The sequence below is a fragment of the Methanobacterium bryantii genome, assembly GCF_002287175.1.
Lineage (GTDB): Archaea > Methanobacteriota > Methanobacteria > Methanobacteriales > Methanobacteriaceae > Methanobacterium_D > Methanobacterium_D bryantii.
On sequence record NZ_LMVM01000040.1, the window covers coordinates 83651 to 98223 of the forward strand.

Here is a 14573-nt window from a genome sequence, read left to right on the forward strand (position 1 = left end):
GTAAAATAAATTAATATCACATTTCCTTAAAAAATTTTTTGGTTCTCATTTCTTCTAAGTTGAATATTATACGGGAAAATTCACTTGCAGGAATAGCAACCATAATATCTTCTGGGCTAATATCCATATGCTGTCTGGAACCCACATCTCCAAAACCGTAGGTAACCTTTCCAGTCATATAAGGAACTGCGGCCATTGAGCTGCATATTGGTCCTGAATCGGCACCTAACCCATGTGTGCCCGAATCGTATGCGTTTGCATGGAGTATTTCCATCCCCTGTTTTGCATTGCAGACTATAAATATCACGTCAGGTTCAAATTCTGCATTTACAAGCGGGGCAAAGATAACTGCATTAAAAATTTCGTATTCTACATTTAGATTATTTTTCCACGAACGTTGAACCGCAGGTATGTTCTTGTAAACTCCCATTGGAACTAGAAATGCACCGCTTTGCATGGTAGCGGGGAATTCTTTAGGGTCTTTAAGTCCAGAATATCTTGCACCGCCCATACATTCCTCTTCTTCAGCAGTTGCATAGAAGGTTTTGCCGCGCATGGCTTTCGTAATTTTTGCGCAGAACCTAGATTTACCTTCTTCCTTTTCAATATCTCTTGGTTCTTTTACAGACCATTTTATGGCAACCGGATCATTTTCTAATTTCAAAATTTCCTTTAATTTATTTCCAAGTTCATTGTAGTCCATTTTAAACCCCATCCTTACACAATTCTCAAAAATAAACTGTAATTTAATACATTTTGATCTTTAATTTATACATTATTAATATATCCTTTTTGGAAATAAATTGGATTTATGGCTAAAATAAATATTTTTAAACCTATTTTAGGTAGTATAGTTGCTAAAAAGCGTTAAATTTTGTTTAAACATTTTAAACACGTATATTGACAGAAAATCAGTAGAATAAACATGAAATGACTAAATGATATTATAATATATTAAATCAGCTAAAATAAGTAGTTAAAACAGCCAATTAGTTAGAAATAGTTTGTAAAATAAAAATAAAAGATAAGGAATAATTTCCTTGATCTATTTGGATTGTGCTCCGGTTCCGCCCATTGCAGCTTCAATCTGAGCCATAATCTGGTCAGTCTTGAAGTGGCTCTGGTCCATTGCTCCAGATGGGCATGCTGCAGCGCATGTTCCGCATCCGTGGCAGAGAGCTATGTTAACAGTTGCATGGCCTTCTTCTATTGCTAGAGCTCCGTATGGACAGAGTTCTACACAAACTGCACATGCACCACATACGTCTTCATCGGTGTATGCAGTAATTGGTTCAATTTCCACTTCACCTTTAACCATTGGAATTGCTGCTCTTGCTGCAGCACCTGATGCTTGTGCTACGGAGTCAGGAATATCTTTTGGTCCTTGTGCTACACCTGCAAGGAATACACCTTCAGTAAGTGTGTCTACAGGCCTGAGTTTTGGGTGAGCTTCCATTAAGAAACCGTCTGCACTCTTAGAGAGCCCGATGGTCTGTCTTAATTCGTTAGCACCTGCTGGTGGTACGAGTCCAGCTGCGAGTACAACCATATCATAGTTGTATTCAGTTACTCTTCCAAGTAAACTGTCTTCTGCCCTTACTGTAAGGGTCTGGTCAGGGTTTCCGAGAATTGCTGCTGGTCGACCTCTGATAAATTTAATACCGTATTTTTCTTGTGACCGTTTGTAGAACTCTTCAAATCCTTTACCGAATGCCCTTATATCCATGTAATAGATAGTGACTTCAGTGTCAGGTTCGTGGTCTTTAACGAGCTGAGCGTTTTTCATGGAGTGCATACAGCAAACCCTTGAACAGTATTCGTTACCGACTTTTTCGTCCCTTGAACCAACACATAATATGAATGCAACGCTTTTTGGGTGTTTACCGTCAGATGGTTTTAATACGTGACCTTCTGTTGGTCCTGATGCGTTAATCATCCTTTCGATTTCTAATCCTGTGATAACGTTTGCGTTATCTGCATATCCGTATTCAAGTTTTTCATTTGCGTCAAACTGGTCGTAACCGGTTGCAACGATGATTGTACCTATGTCAAGTTCAACTTCTTCAGCAACCTGATCGTGCTGAACTGCTCCTCTTTCACATATCTGGTCACAGAGACCACATTCAATACAGTAATCTTTGTCGATTGTAGCAAGGAGAGGTACTGCTTGTGGGAATGGGATGTATGCCGCTTTGACCATACCAATTCCTTCATCGAAGTAATTTGGTATTTCTATTGGGCAGACGTCTACACATGACCCGCATCCTACACAGAGATCTTCGTCTACGTATCTTGGTTTTCTTTCTACGGTTACTTTGAAGTTACCGATGTATCCGTCTACATCTTTAACTTCGGAGTAAGCTAATAATTCAATATTTTCGTGTTTTCCTGCATCTACCATTTTAGGTGCGAGAATACACATTGAACAATCGAGAGTTGGGAATGTTTTATCTAACTGAGCCATTCTTCCCCCAATGGTTGGGTTCTTTTCGACTAAGTAAGTTTTGAATCCCATGTCAGCTAAATCGAGAGCTGACTGAATACCTGCAACTCCTCCACCGATAACCATAGCGGTGTTTGTAACGCTAACTGTCTCAGCTTCTAGAGGTTCTAATAACCTTGCTTTTGCAACTGCCATTCTTGTTAAGTCTTTTGCTTTTTCAGTTGCTGCTTCAGGTTCATCCATGTGTACCCATGAATCGTGTTCTCTTAAGTTCGCGAATTCAAATAAAAATGGGTTTAATCCTGCTTCTGATACACATCTTCTGAATGTTGGCTCGTGGAGCCTTGGTGAACATGCTGCTACTACTACTCTGTTTAAGCCCTTTTCTTTAATGTCTTTCTGGATCTTTTCCTGACCTGGGTCAGAACAGAAATATTTGTACTCTTCAGCTACAACAACGTTTGGAAGTGTGGCTGCATAATCTCTAACTGCCACTACGTCAACAACACCACCGATGTTGATACCACAGTGACAAACGTATACACCTATTCTAGGTTCTTCACTAGTTTCTACTTTTTTTTCTTCTGCCATTAGATCACCTTTCACATGTGTGAGAATGATTTTTATGTATATGGGTGTAGGTCTATCAATGATACAGATAAACTTTTCTATTTATTTTTTTATACAAAGTTTATATATGAGAACATTGAAGGCCTGCTGTTTTTCCTGTAAGGGAAATTTATTTAATAAAAATATTGTTCGCTTTTGTACTTAATAAAAATACTCATCGAATTTCATTTTTATTATTAAATTTTGCAAAACTATTAACTGTCTCTTTTTTATAGATAGGCTACATCTTAATAATAATAAAAATATACAAATTAATATTAATGGAGGTGATTTTATGAAAAATCCGCCAGATAATATAGACGATTCAAATCCTGAAGACTATCCTGTTGAATCAGTTATTAAGGGTGAATTGAAATAAAATTATTCTCATATTTAGCTGTTATCTTTGCGGTCAATTTGGATAAAGTTAATCATCGTTTTATTCTTGCTTTAGTGATATATTTAATATTGGGTATTGCAACCCGATTTTTACTAAAAGATTATCAGTATCCGTTAAATCCAGACGCAATTTCATATATCTGTATTTCTCAAAAATATGTAAGTGGTGATTTTTCTAATGCAATTAATGGTACTCCAAGTGCTGAAGGAGTCTATCAATTAAGTCAGACCCTAAAAAATGATTACAAGGTAACAGGGTAATATAGCATCAAATGACGAATGGAAAAAATCGCTGTATATATCCTATTTTACTGGTAGCAAATATTACGGACAAACAGGGAATGTTAATGGCAACGATTTAGAGCAAGACTTGAGGGAGAATAATATTGATTTTTATGTAGTATGGGGTGATTCAAGGAAATCATCTATTTCAAATAAATATAAAGATGTTACTGGTGGAAAGATACCGGGTTTAAAAGTATATTCTTTAAAAGGCGGGTAAGATTGTGTTTTTTGGAATAATAATTACTAAAATATATTAGGTGTCTAATATTAATTTAATCAATTTTTAAAGCTAAAAAAGCTATTAAATTCATTTTTTGGAAAATATATTTGTTAAATATAATTTAAGGGAATATAATTTTAGTTCAATATGTATTACTTTTTTCATAAAATATATTATGAATTAAGAATAAAAATAATCAAAAAGACGTGGGGGTATTTTAAATGGCAGAATTGTTTAATATGTTGAAACAAGACCACCAAGAAGTTACAGATATGTTAGAACAGGCTATAGAAAGTAAAGACCCTTCTCAGTTTCCAAAAGTTAAAAAAATGTTAGACGTGCACATGGAAGGAGAAGAAAAGTTTTTCTATCCAATTCTACGAAATAAAGATAAAGAAGGAATGCTTGAAGCTTATGAAGAGCATAAAGTGGGAAAAAAATTAATCAGCGAAATATCTGATACTGAAAGTGGAAATGAAACATGTATACCAAAAATAAAAGTTTTAAAAGATGTACTGGAGCATCATATAGAAGAAGAAGAATCTGAAATCTTTGATGAAGCACGAGAAGTACTGAATGATCAACAGGAACAGAAAATAGTTCAACAGTTTGAAGAACTTAAATCACAGAAAATGTAAGTTGTACAAAATTGTGGAGGGATAATATGGCAGAAAATAATGTTTATGAATTACTTAAAAATGACCATGATAATATAAAGAATCTTTTGAGGGAAACTATACAACATAAAGACCCTTCACAATTTCCTAAAATCCAAAAAGAATGGGAATCCCATATGCTGGGAGAAGAAATATATTTTTATCCAGCACTCAGGAAAAAAGAATCATTTATAGTCCTTGAAAGATATGAAGAGCATGAACTTGGCAAAAAATTGATCTATGAATTAGATAAACTGGATAAAAATGATGAACGATGGATGCCGAAAATGGGAGTACTTCAAGAGATTATAGAACTTCATATTGATGAAGAAGAAAAAGAAATATTTCCTAAGGCAAAAGAAATAATAAGTGGGGATAAAGAGAAGCATATACGGGATAAAATAAGAGATGAAAAATCAAGGTATGTAAAGTCTTACCTCTAAATTTATTTATTTTTTTAATTTTGAAGATTTAAATTGAATTTAGATATATTACTTTTAATTAATTTAGTTTTATAAAATTAGTTGTTCCCTAAAATTAGCTGTTGAATGGGTTTTATATTTAAAAAACTAATTTAAATCGATTTTTATTAAAATTAATCCTGTTTTAATGTGTTATTTTTTCTGGATTATATCTAATCAACTCCTTTACTCCGACATAAATAGTTTTTAGTAATACTTATATGTAAAAAAATAATAAGTTTTTAATAGTTTTAATATCTTAATTATAATAGGTGCAATATATTTTAAACTTTTTAAATTCAGTTAAATCATTTATAAATCATTAAAACACTTTATTTAGTAGGATATTGCATCTAAACAGGTATAAATAAAAGTGGAGGTAAATAAATGTGTCCGTTTATTAAAGTAGATGAAGGAAACTCAGGTGATATAAACTTACACTATGAAGATTATGGTGAAGGAAAACCGGTAATTTTAATTCATGGTTATCCATTAAGTAGCCGTGCATGGGAGAAACAGATACCTGCACTGCTTGATGCAGGTTATCGTGTTATTACCTATGACCGAAGAGGATTTGGAAACTCTAGTCAACCATGGTCAGGTTATGATCCTGATACATTTACTGAAGACTTACACAGGCTTGTTACTAAGCTAAATTTACATGATTTTGTATTAGTTGGCCATTCAATGGCAGGCGAAGAACTTGCCCGTTATATTGGAAAATATGGAACTGAAGACGTGAGTAAGGTTGTTTTTATCTCTGCAGTTACACCTTTCCTCCGTAAGACTGATGATAACCCTGAAGGATTAGACGAAAGCCTTTTTGAAGAAATTAAAAACGCAGTTATCGAGGATCGACCTGCATTCATGACTCAATTTTGCACAGATTTCTATAATATGGACGCTCTTGAAGGTAAACGTGTCAGTAAACATGCATATCAGGCAAGCTGGAACACTGCAATTGAGGCATCTCCAAAAGGATCAATTGACTGTGTAGATACTTGGGGAACAGATTTTAGAGAAGATCTCAAACGTGTTGATGTACCTACACTTGTAATTCATGGTGATCAGGATCGTATTGTTCCTTTCAAGAATTCAGGAAAACGTATGCCTGATTTTGTGAAAAATAGCAAGTTAGTCGTCATAAAAGATGGACCTCATGGTATTGCATGGACGCATAATGAAGAGGTTAACCGTGAACTCCTGAACTTTTTAGGATAATAAAACCAGTGTTATAGAGTTTACAATCCGCAATTTGAGAAATACATTGAAATTTTTAATTAATTTAATTCTATTTTTTTTCAGATGTTTGGTAGTATAAAGGTTTCATATACCAATTAAGCTTTAAATCATTTAACTTCTCTGTAATCTCATACTAAAAATAGTAGTAGGGGGAGAGTAACCATACTGAGTACAGTACTTAAAAATATGCAGGCTGCAGATACTTTTATATCAAGTTCATATGTAATGGCCAGAACAAGAGCAAGCATTGCTGAAGGCATTCCTGCTTCTAAAACAGTAACTGATTTTTCAAGTCCTCCCATGTTTAGAAGCATGACGATTGTAAAGGCTATTAAAGGAGCAATACCTAATTTTATAACTGATACTAATGATGCAAGTCCAATATATTCTTTAATTCCTCTAAATTCCATAGTTAATCCTAATGATATCATTATGAGAGGTATGGCAGCGCCGCTTAAGTAAGTTAATGTTTGTGTAATTACATATCCTAGGGGAATGTTTAAAAAGTTCAGCAGAAGTCCCAAAAGGATTCCCCAAAGTGGGGGGAATAAGAGTGATCGTTTTAAAATATCGGAGTATTTTCCACCTAGCATTAACAGGAAGAATATTCCAAAACTTATAAAAAGGATCATAGAGCCCATATCATAGAAAATAGCTCTTATAAACCCATCTGTTCCGAAAACACCTAGCACAACAGGATATCCAAGAAAACCAGAATTAAAAAGAGCACTAGTTGATACAACACTCCATTTAGTTTTATTTGGATAATTTTTAAGAGTTAAAATCAAATAAGCAATTAAACCAGAAATTATTCCAACAGATATGCATATAAGTGGAATTGGAACTATAAGTGGAAGAATAGATAAATTTACTTTATATATTGCAAGGAGTATGAGTGATGGAATTGCAATATTTATCACAATTTTATTTAGAGATACTGCGTCTTCCGCCTTTAAAACATTGGTTCTTTTTAAGACATAACCAAGAAGAATCATGGCTATGATGGGGATAATGGTTTCAACTGAGTTCATATAATTCCCTTAATACTATTAATATTAGTTAAATACTAATTTAGCTTTTAAATGCATTGAAAACTAAAAATAATTCACGGCCTTAAAACAGGTTCTATATTATAAATTGTGATTTATCATTAATAAATCGAATGTATCCTGTTAGTTTAAATAATATATTTAACAGCTCTGGTGAATATTAAATCTCACTCATTACTAATTATTTTGCCATTTTTCAGGATTTTAAGTTTCCCTGGTTCAAACTTTTGCCATTTTTCATCAGTTAAAGGTCGTGTAGCTATTATATATCCTTTTTTTTCAGTTGATTTTTGTTCTTTAAGATGTATATCAAAATGTTCATCTGAAAGATGTGTATGGTCGTAGGGGGCCTCGCGGTGAAGGTAGAATAAGGTGTTAAATCCGTTCATGTCGTAATAACAGAATAAATGTTTGCCATCTGAAAAAATACAGTTAAATTTGCCATAATTGTTGATATGCCTTAATTCATCAAGTAACCATTTATAACTGGAATTATCAAAAAATTTAATCTTTTTTTCCTTTATTCTGTTGAGTAAATGGCAGAAAGCAGCTTCAGAATCAGTTTCACCAATCGGTTTAAAAGTAGAAGTGTCAAAATCTTTTTGATAATTAGTTAAATTTCCATTATGTGCAAAAGCAAAACTTATGCCGTTTAATTCACGTCCAAATGGATGAGTATTCATATGTGCAGGCGGTGCGGCGCTATTTAATCTTACATGTGCAACAAATATTTTTGATTTAATTTTAGGATAAAGTTCGATAAATTCAGATAATAAGCTTTCTTCAGCTTCTAAAGGCTCTTTTATAATCTGTGTAGATTTATCGGGGTAAAAAGATATGCCCCATCCATCAGGATTTGATTTACCTCTAAGGCGAAATCCTTTAAAAGACAGATTAGGCCTTACAGATGTATTAAATGATAATCCCAGCAGTTCACACATATCATATCACATTGGCAGCTTTTTATTTTATAAAAAATATTATTTACAGTAGAGTTTTATTACTTTTTTATGGGCTAAATTTTCAAAGTCATCATTTAAAGACTGTAATCTTTCAACTTCGTATTTTCTTTGTAATGCTTTTAAAATTAAATAATCAGCTAAATGAGGGTTTTTTGGAAGTATTGGGCCATGAAGATAGGTACCTATGCAGTTTTTATAGACTATGCCTTCTTTTTTATCTTTTCCATTATTTCCATATCCTGATTTTACTAACCCTAAAGGGTTATAGTCGCTGTATGTCCTTCCACCGTGATTTTCAAACCCTACAATAGTTTTAGGAGTTAATCCTAATTGATTTTCAATTATAACATTCCCAATTAGTCTTCCTTCTTCACTTACAGTCGAATAATTGAATATATCAAGACCCGAGACTTCTTTACCTTCATTATCAATATATTTCTCACCTAAAAGTTGGTATCCTCCACATATAGCAAGGACAACACCGTAATCTTCGATAATATCTTTAAAAGAATCTTTATATTTTAAAAAATCAGAATATACTATGCTCTGGCCTCTATCCGATCCGCCGCCTATAAAAAAGATATCTCCTTCACTTAAATCATGTTTTTCATCATTTAAACTAAAATTAATTATATGGGGAGTAATCCCTCTCCATTCGCATCTCCTTTTCAAGCAGATTACATTACCAATGTCTCCATACAAATTTAGAATATCTGGATACATATGGTATATATTTAATTCCATAATTTATCCTCCACGTAACATTAAATTTAATAGGGAATCCTTAATCTAGGAAACTTCTGTCAAGACATGTAATATGTGAGTAGTTTCAACAGTTTATCGTGGTTACTTGCCATGTGTTAAATTTAGTACCATGTCCCGGGTCTCGAAAACTGCTGTGTATGTGGGCAGTATATACGCAATTTCAACATCTTCATGAACTGCTTCTTTGATTGATTCCTGCATGTCATCATCTATTTTTATAATTTCCGTAGGAATATGGGCGTATTCAATTCTTAGCGCAATATCTTCGGCCCTTTTTCCAGAACAATAGATTTTTTTTAAGTTTTCGATGTTTTTGAATTTGCTTAGCCCTGCATCCCATATCCATGAGATGTCCTGGCCGTCTGCGGGATTATCATTTAAAATAAAAAGAATGGCTTTTCTTCTTTTATCATGAGATATGCTTTTAATTACTTCTGTAAGTCCAATTGGGTTTTTAGTCAGCACAATTTTTATGATTTTGTCCTTAAATTTAATTTCTTCCATTCTGCCCAGTTTATAGTCAAAATTTTCCATCCTATTGATAATTTCAGATGGTTCAATTCCTACTTCACAGCTGAAGGTAAATGCTGCACAGCAGTTGTAAATGTTGTAAATTCCTTCATACTCAAAACATGTATCTTCAAATGTTTCTTTATTGGTATTAATATCAAAACAATACTTATTATATTTATAATTGATATTTTCAATGTAATAATCATAATATGGATTTTTAAATCCGCATTCTTTACAGTTGTAACTTCCTAATTGTCCATAATTAAAATATTCATAATCAATATAACTGTTGCATGATGGGCAGTTTCGTGTTTCAACTACTTTTTCATCTTTACTGCTGAATTTATTCTTTTTAATCCCGTAAAATATGTTATCTTTATTTAAATTTTTAAATTTAGATACAAGCGGGTCGTCTGCATTTAAAATAAGGGACGTATTTAAAGGTTTAATGGTTTCATAAACCATGGATACAGTATTTTCTATTTCTCCATATCTGTCGAGCTGGTCCCTGAAAAAGTTGGTTACAACGATATAATCTGGTTCAATATCTCTCATTATTCTTGTAAAAGAGCCTTCATCTACTTCGAAGACTCCCCAATCGTATTCGTCCTTATTGTTTTCGATAAAACTGCTTGCAATGCCTTGGGGCATATTTGCACCCCTCAAGTTTGAGAGGACATTTTTAAAATTGCCTCCTAATATATGGGCAATTAAGTTATTTGTGGTAGTTTTACCATTTGTACCAGTTACAACGACTTTCTTTTTACATCTTTCATTCACGATTTTCAGAAGATCTGGTTCTATTCTAAGCGCAATATTCCCAGGTAGTGCTGTAGCGCTCCTTCCTGTTATTTTAAGCCCAAATCTTACTAACTTACCGGTTATGATCGATAAGGAAAGCCTTAATTTTTTAATTATACTCATGTCCATAAATACCCCCTTTCAAAATTTATGGATGAAACTATCTATTTAACTGAAATAAGTGAGTTAAGTTCCTGCAAGTATGAATGCGTGATTTATTTTAAGTTTTATTGGATTTTAAGTCATTATTGTGCTGAATGATTTTAATAATTGTTTCACGTGGTGTCTTTAGATTATTGGCGAATTATAACTGAGTTAAGTATGCACTTTCTTAGGTAATTTTTCTCTAATTAAATGTAATACTTTATTAAAAATAAACTTTTTTATTGTATCTACTTTTGTACTTAATAGGTTAATACTATCCTGAAATAATTATTACTTATAATTTTAAAGGATTTTATAGAATTTAGGCAAAAAGAAGTTAGTAATTTGTATTTTTATGTTTTTAAAACAAGTTTATATCTCAATTTTTAATTGAAAAACAAATTTAAAAAATAAGAAGAAAATAGGCATGAAATGTTATCATGCTATTTCACATTGTAACTTAATCAACAATACCTTCAGTTACTATCTTGAATACAGATTCACCTTCAGGTAAATGGGGACTGTCTACGAGTCTTGCAATCCGTTTTCCAGCAAGGCCCTTTTTAAGCCATATTCTGTAGGTTGCAGCGTGTCCAAGCACGTGACCTCCGACAGCTTTTGTTGGGCTTCCAAAGAACGCGTCAGGTCTTGCCTGCACCTGGTTTGTAACAAACACTGCCACATTGTAGGTGTTTGCAATATTTTGTAACGTGTGGAGGTGCTGGTTTAGTTTTTGTTGCCTTGTTGCAAGTGTTTCCCTTCCTACGTATTCTGCTCTAAAGTGCGCAGTTAAGGAATCTACTATAACCAGTTTTATATTTGTTCCACTTTGGATTAACTCGTTTATTTTGTCTGCCATCAGGATTTGGTGACTTGAATTAAATGCTCTTGCAATGTGTATTTTCTGCAGTACTTCTTCATTATCAAGTTCAAATCCTCCTGCAATTTGCTCTATTCTTTCTGGCCTAAATGTGTTTTCTGTATCTATGAAGACACATTCTGCCTCAAGGCCGCCTTTTTCTTCTGGAAGCTGTACTGTAACTGCAAGTTCATGAGATATTTGACTTTTTCCTGAACCGAATTCACCAAATACTTCTGTTATGGATTGTGTTTCGATTCCACCACCAATGAGTTCATCAAGAGCAGTACTTCCACAGGTTATTCTACCTATGTCTTTCCTACGCTCCATCACATCAAAAGCGGTTTCAAAATCAATTGATTCAGCTTTCCTTGCAGCTTCAATGACCTTTTCAGCGACCCCTTCACCGATTTCAGCTTTTACACTGAGTTCTTTGGCAGTTGCTGTTGCAAGTCTCATCATGTCTGCAAAACCTGCATCTATCAACTTTTGAGCAGTTTTTTCCCCAACACCGGGTAAATCTCCTAATTCGACCATTTTGATTCTCCTTTAAAGTTTGTAAAATTAGTTGAAAAATGTATAACATTTTTCAAGCGCCCAAAAAATCTATTCAGATTTTTTGAGGAGTTTTTGGAATCTAAGTTCTATATTTTAAAACTGCACCTGTTGCCTTATTTATTTTTGAACTTATTTCCTATTTTACTATCTTCTTTGCAATGAGCCTTATTTCCTCATTGTATTCATCGAAGCTTGCATCTGCGATTACAGTAATCTCGCTGCCAATCAGGTCTTCGACTTTTCCTGCAAGTGATCCTTCATCTGCAGTCGTCATAATCACTTCATTTGCCTTCTCAGTAGTCATTCCAATTAATTCTTCAGCTTGTTTCCTGAAGAATGTTGTTCTGACCGTTCCACTGTCATCTTCAATTACACATGGAACTATCATGAGATAGTTTGGTTGTTGTATTTCCTCTCCGCAGAAATCACATACAAATGCATCATCGACGTATTCTACTCTTTTATTACAATTTGGACACATTTCATAGAGTATCCTATCTCCATATGCTTCAATAATTTGTCCACTTAACTTGATGTTTTTATCATCTTCTGTAAGTTCTTCAATTTTCTTGGTTTTATATATTGATTCTTCAATTTCTTCAAGTGAAGGAAGTGCAGCTATATCTTCATCTTTTGGTTTGATTACCATTGTGGCTCTTCCAACACTGAGTTCAACAGTATCATTTCTGAATCTTGGTCTTGCATTTTTAATCCAAATTACATCGCCTCTGTTTAACCCCATTTCAGCTTTTTCATCCCAAAATGAGGCTCTGACAGAACCAGTATCATCAGCAAGTTCTACTGTTCTGACCATTCCCATAGTTCCATTGGATCTTTGGAACTCATTGACATCATATAAATTAATTATACGTCCAATTATTCCAACTTCGTCTCTTTCACTTTTTATGTTCTCTAAAGCGCTAATTTTAATTGGTTTATACATTTCCCCTTCAAGCTCATCAATAGGTGGAAGGCTCTGGGCATCATTCTCACTTATTTTAATTATTCTAACTGTTTTTCCAATGCTAAGCTCCACACTGTCATCTCTAAACCTGGTTTTTGCATTTTCTATCTTTACAAGGTCGCCTCTATTTAACCTGAGCTTTGCTTTGTCATCCCATAGTGATGCTCGAACTGTTCCAGTGTCATCAGCGATTTTAACAGATCTTACAAGTCCTGTAGTTCCATCTGCTCTTTGGAATTCATTGGCATCGTAAAGATCCATCATTCTTCCAATGATATCCACTTCTTCTCCTTCATCTTCAAGTTTATGTAAATCTTCAATTTTGATTGGTTCAAGCTCTTTTTTGTGTTCCTCGAGAACTTCTTTTAAACCAGCGTCTTCTTCTGGATTTATGACTATTTTACTGCTCCATCCAGTGTTCACCCTGTAACCAGTTTCTGAATAATCATCAAATTCAATATTTCCGCCTGTGATTTTCAGGATATCTCCTTTGTTGATGTCGAGCTTGGTATCATCATTCCAGAGAGTTATTTTTATGGAACCTGTATCATCTGAAATTACAATTGATTTTACAGATCCAGCACTTCCATCTGAACGTTGAAAAGTGATAGCATCCTGTATTTTGCTCACAACTCCCATTAAAGTGACATTTTTCATTTCATGGGCGTCTCCGATCTTCATAACTTCTTCTTTATACTCCGGAACATCGAAATTATCTTTTATTATCCTTCCAATCCAGGAATGAGTTAAATTAACTTCATCATTTCTAACACGGCTTTGGGCACCTAATATTTTTATAGAATCTCCTTCTTTGAGTTCTATTTCATTAATAATCTCAACATCTTTATTCCATAAAGTTAAGGATATTGAACCTGTATCATCCTTTAAATCCAGGGTAATGAATTGTCCTTCTCTGCCGTTGCTGTTGTAGGTTCTTATTCTTGAAATTCTAACTACTCTTGCAATTACATTAACCTGCATTTCGCCTTTAATGTCGGCAATTTTTGTTATTTTTTCAGCATATTCTGGTAAATTATCCGCTTCTTCGCCCTCAACTTTTTCGATGGTTGATCTGCCTTGTAAGTGCGCCTCTTCACTTCTGTATCCATCTTTTATTTCTACATTGTTTATTTTGACAATGTCTCCTTCAGAAAAGTTTTTAAGTTGTTTGATGTTATCAGTCCAGAGTACTACTCTAATTTCCCCAGTATCATCTGCTAACATAATGTTTTGTACTTTACCTTCTTTTCCTTTCTTTGTTACAAATGCTTTAGCGTTGGAGATTCTCATTATTCGACCAGTTATGCTTATATCATGCAAACCTGTCTCTAATTCGGATATTTTACGCAGTTCGTTGTCCTTTGCAAGTGGAACGTTTTCTTCGTCTATATATTCTCCTACTATCATCCTTGCAATATCAAGCTCATCCATAAAACTTACATCTTCATAATCCTTTTTCATGTCCTCTATTCTTTTTAGGAAATCGTCATATGAGATTTTGTCACTGATTCGCTGATATTCGCTTTTTACATCATTTTCCATCTTGAGCCCTCACTTAAAATCTACATGTATAAATTTTTAGAAGAATTAATTTAATGTCATATAATATATGTAGTACTATTTACACCCCGATATATATGCTT

General features: G+C 33.7%; 13 protein-coding genes. 5 read left to right on the forward strand and 8 right to left on the reverse strand.

Annotation, left to right across the window (positions count from 1 at the left end):
* Window positions 1-16: 16 nt before the first annotated feature.
* Both ASJ80_RS15420 and ASJ80_RS15425 read right to left on the reverse strand, forming a co-directional pair.
* Complete coding sequence (locus ASJ80_RS15420; protein ID WP_069583786.1) at window positions 17-703, reverse strand: DUF169 domain-containing protein; 687 nt, start codon at window positions 701-703, stop codon at window positions 17-19.
* A gap of 342 nt (window positions 704-1045) precedes the next feature.
* Complete coding sequence (locus ASJ80_RS15425) at window positions 1046-3034, reverse strand: CoB--CoM heterodisulfide reductase iron-sulfur subunit A family protein (protein WP_069583787.1); 1989 nt, start codon at window positions 3032-3034, stop codon at window positions 1046-1048.
* Between the two features lie 435 nt (window positions 3035-3469).
* Here ASJ80_RS15425 and ASJ80_RS15430 point away from each other — a divergent pair, with 435 nt between their 5' ends.
* The 5 genes from ASJ80_RS15430 (at window position 3470) to ASJ80_RS15445 (ending at window position 6294) form a co-directional block, all read left to right on the forward strand.
* Complete coding sequence (locus tag ASJ80_RS15430; RefSeq protein ID WP_143747734.1) at window positions 3470-3712, forward strand: hypothetical protein; 243 nt, start codon at window positions 3470-3472, stop codon at window positions 3710-3712.
* Between the two features lie 109 nt (window positions 3713-3821).
* Window positions 3822-3953 carry a hypothetical protein gene (locus ASJ80_RS17760; RefSeq protein ID WP_255360688.1) on the forward strand — a complete coding sequence of 44 codons (132 nt, stop codon included), beginning with the start codon at window positions 3822-3824 and terminating at the stop codon, window positions 3951-3953.
* A gap of 224 nt (window positions 3954-4177) precedes the next feature.
* Complete coding sequence (locus ASJ80_RS15435) at window positions 4178-4594, forward strand: hemerythrin domain-containing protein (protein ID WP_069583789.1); 417 nt, start codon at window positions 4178-4180, stop codon at window positions 4592-4594.
* A 26-nt stretch (window positions 4595-4620) separates the two neighbouring features.
* Window positions 4621-5055 carry a hemerythrin domain-containing protein gene (locus tag ASJ80_RS15440; RefSeq protein WP_069583790.1) on the forward strand — a complete coding sequence of 145 codons (435 nt, stop codon included), beginning with the start codon at window positions 4621-4623 and terminating at the stop codon, window positions 5053-5055.
* Between the two features lie 405 nt (window positions 5056-5460).
* Complete coding sequence (locus ASJ80_RS15445; RefSeq protein WP_069583791.1) at window positions 5461-6294, forward strand: alpha/beta fold hydrolase; 834 nt, start codon at window positions 5461-5463, stop codon at window positions 6292-6294.
* Between the two features lie 149 nt (window positions 6295-6443).
* On the opposite strand, the gene ASJ80_RS15450 is transcribed toward ASJ80_RS15445, so the two are convergent.
* From ASJ80_RS15450 to ASJ80_RS15475, 6 genes are all read right to left on the reverse strand, one after another.
* Window positions 6444-7346 carry an AEC family transporter gene (locus ASJ80_RS15450; RefSeq protein ID WP_069583792.1) on the reverse strand — a complete coding sequence of 301 codons (903 nt, stop codon included), beginning with the start codon at window positions 7344-7346 and terminating at the stop codon, window positions 6444-6446.
* Between the two features lie 185 nt (window positions 7347-7531).
* On the reverse strand, window positions 7532-8305 hold the full coding sequence (locus tag ASJ80_RS15455; RefSeq protein ID WP_069583793.1) for a class II glutamine amidotransferase: 774 nt from the start codon (window positions 8303-8305) through the stop codon (window positions 7532-7534).
* A gap of 39 nt (window positions 8306-8344) precedes the next feature.
* On the reverse strand, window positions 8345-9070 hold the full coding sequence (locus ASJ80_RS15460) for a type 1 glutamine amidotransferase (protein ID WP_069583794.1): 726 nt from the start codon (window positions 9068-9070) through the stop codon (window positions 8345-8347).
* Between the two features lie 102 nt (window positions 9071-9172).
* The gene (locus ASJ80_RS15465) at window positions 9173-10534 is read right to left on the reverse strand and encodes a Mur ligase family protein (RefSeq protein ID WP_245837601.1); all 1362 of its coding nucleotides are present in this window, start codon (window positions 10532-10534) and stop codon (window positions 9173-9175) included.
* A 475-nt stretch (window positions 10535-11009) separates the two neighbouring features.
* Window positions 11010-11945, reverse strand: a complete 936-nt coding sequence (radA, locus tag ASJ80_RS15470; RefSeq protein WP_069583795.1) for a DNA repair and recombination protein RadA — start codon at window positions 11943-11945, stop codon at window positions 11010-11012.
* Window positions 11946-12102: 157 nt separating this feature from the next.
* Entirely contained in the window at window positions 12103-14472 is a 2370-nt protein-coding gene (locus ASJ80_RS15475; protein WP_069583796.1) for an OB-fold nucleic acid binding domain-containing protein, read from the reverse strand.
* Between the last annotated feature and the right edge of the window lie 101 nt (window positions 14473-14573).

Coding starts and splice junctions, on each gene's coding strand:
- ASJ80_RS15450 (WP_069583792.1), bottom strand. CDS start 7,346: ATGAACTCAGTTGAAACCATTATCCCCATCATAGCCATGATTCTTCTT.
- ASJ80_RS15435 (WP_069583789.1), top strand. CDS start 4,178: ATGGCAGAATTGTTTAATATGTTGAAACAAGACCACCAAGAAGTTACA.
- ASJ80_RS15460 (WP_069583794.1), bottom strand. CDS start 9,070: ATGGAATTAAATATATACCATATGTATCCAGATATTCTAAATTTGTAT.
- ASJ80_RS15440 (WP_069583790.1), top strand. CDS start 4,621: ATGGCAGAAAATAATGTTTATGAATTACTTAAAAATGACCATGATAAT.
- radA (WP_069583795.1), bottom strand. CDS start 11,945: ATGGTCGAATTAGGAGATTTACCCGGTGTTGGGGAAAAAACTGCTCAA.
- ASJ80_RS15445 (WP_069583791.1), top strand. CDS start 5,461: ATGTGTCCGTTTATTAAAGTAGATGAAGGAAACTCAGGTGATATAAAC.
- ASJ80_RS15475 (WP_069583796.1), bottom strand. CDS start 14,472: ATGGAAAATGATGTAAAAAGCGAATATCAGCGAATCAGTGACAAAATC.
- ASJ80_RS15465 (WP_245837601.1), bottom strand. CDS start 10,534: ATGGACATGAGTATAATTAAAAAATTAAGGCTTTCCTTATCGATCATA.
- ASJ80_RS15425 (WP_069583787.1), bottom strand. CDS start 3,034: ATGGCAGAAGAAAAAAAAGTAGAAACTAGTGAAGAACCTAGAATAGGT.
- ASJ80_RS15455 (WP_069583793.1), bottom strand. CDS start 8,305: ATGTGTGAACTGCTGGGATTATCATTTAATACATCTGTAAGGCCTAAT.
- ASJ80_RS15420 (WP_069583786.1), bottom strand. CDS start 703: ATGGACTACAATGAACTTGGAAATAAATTAAAGGAAATTTTGAAATTA.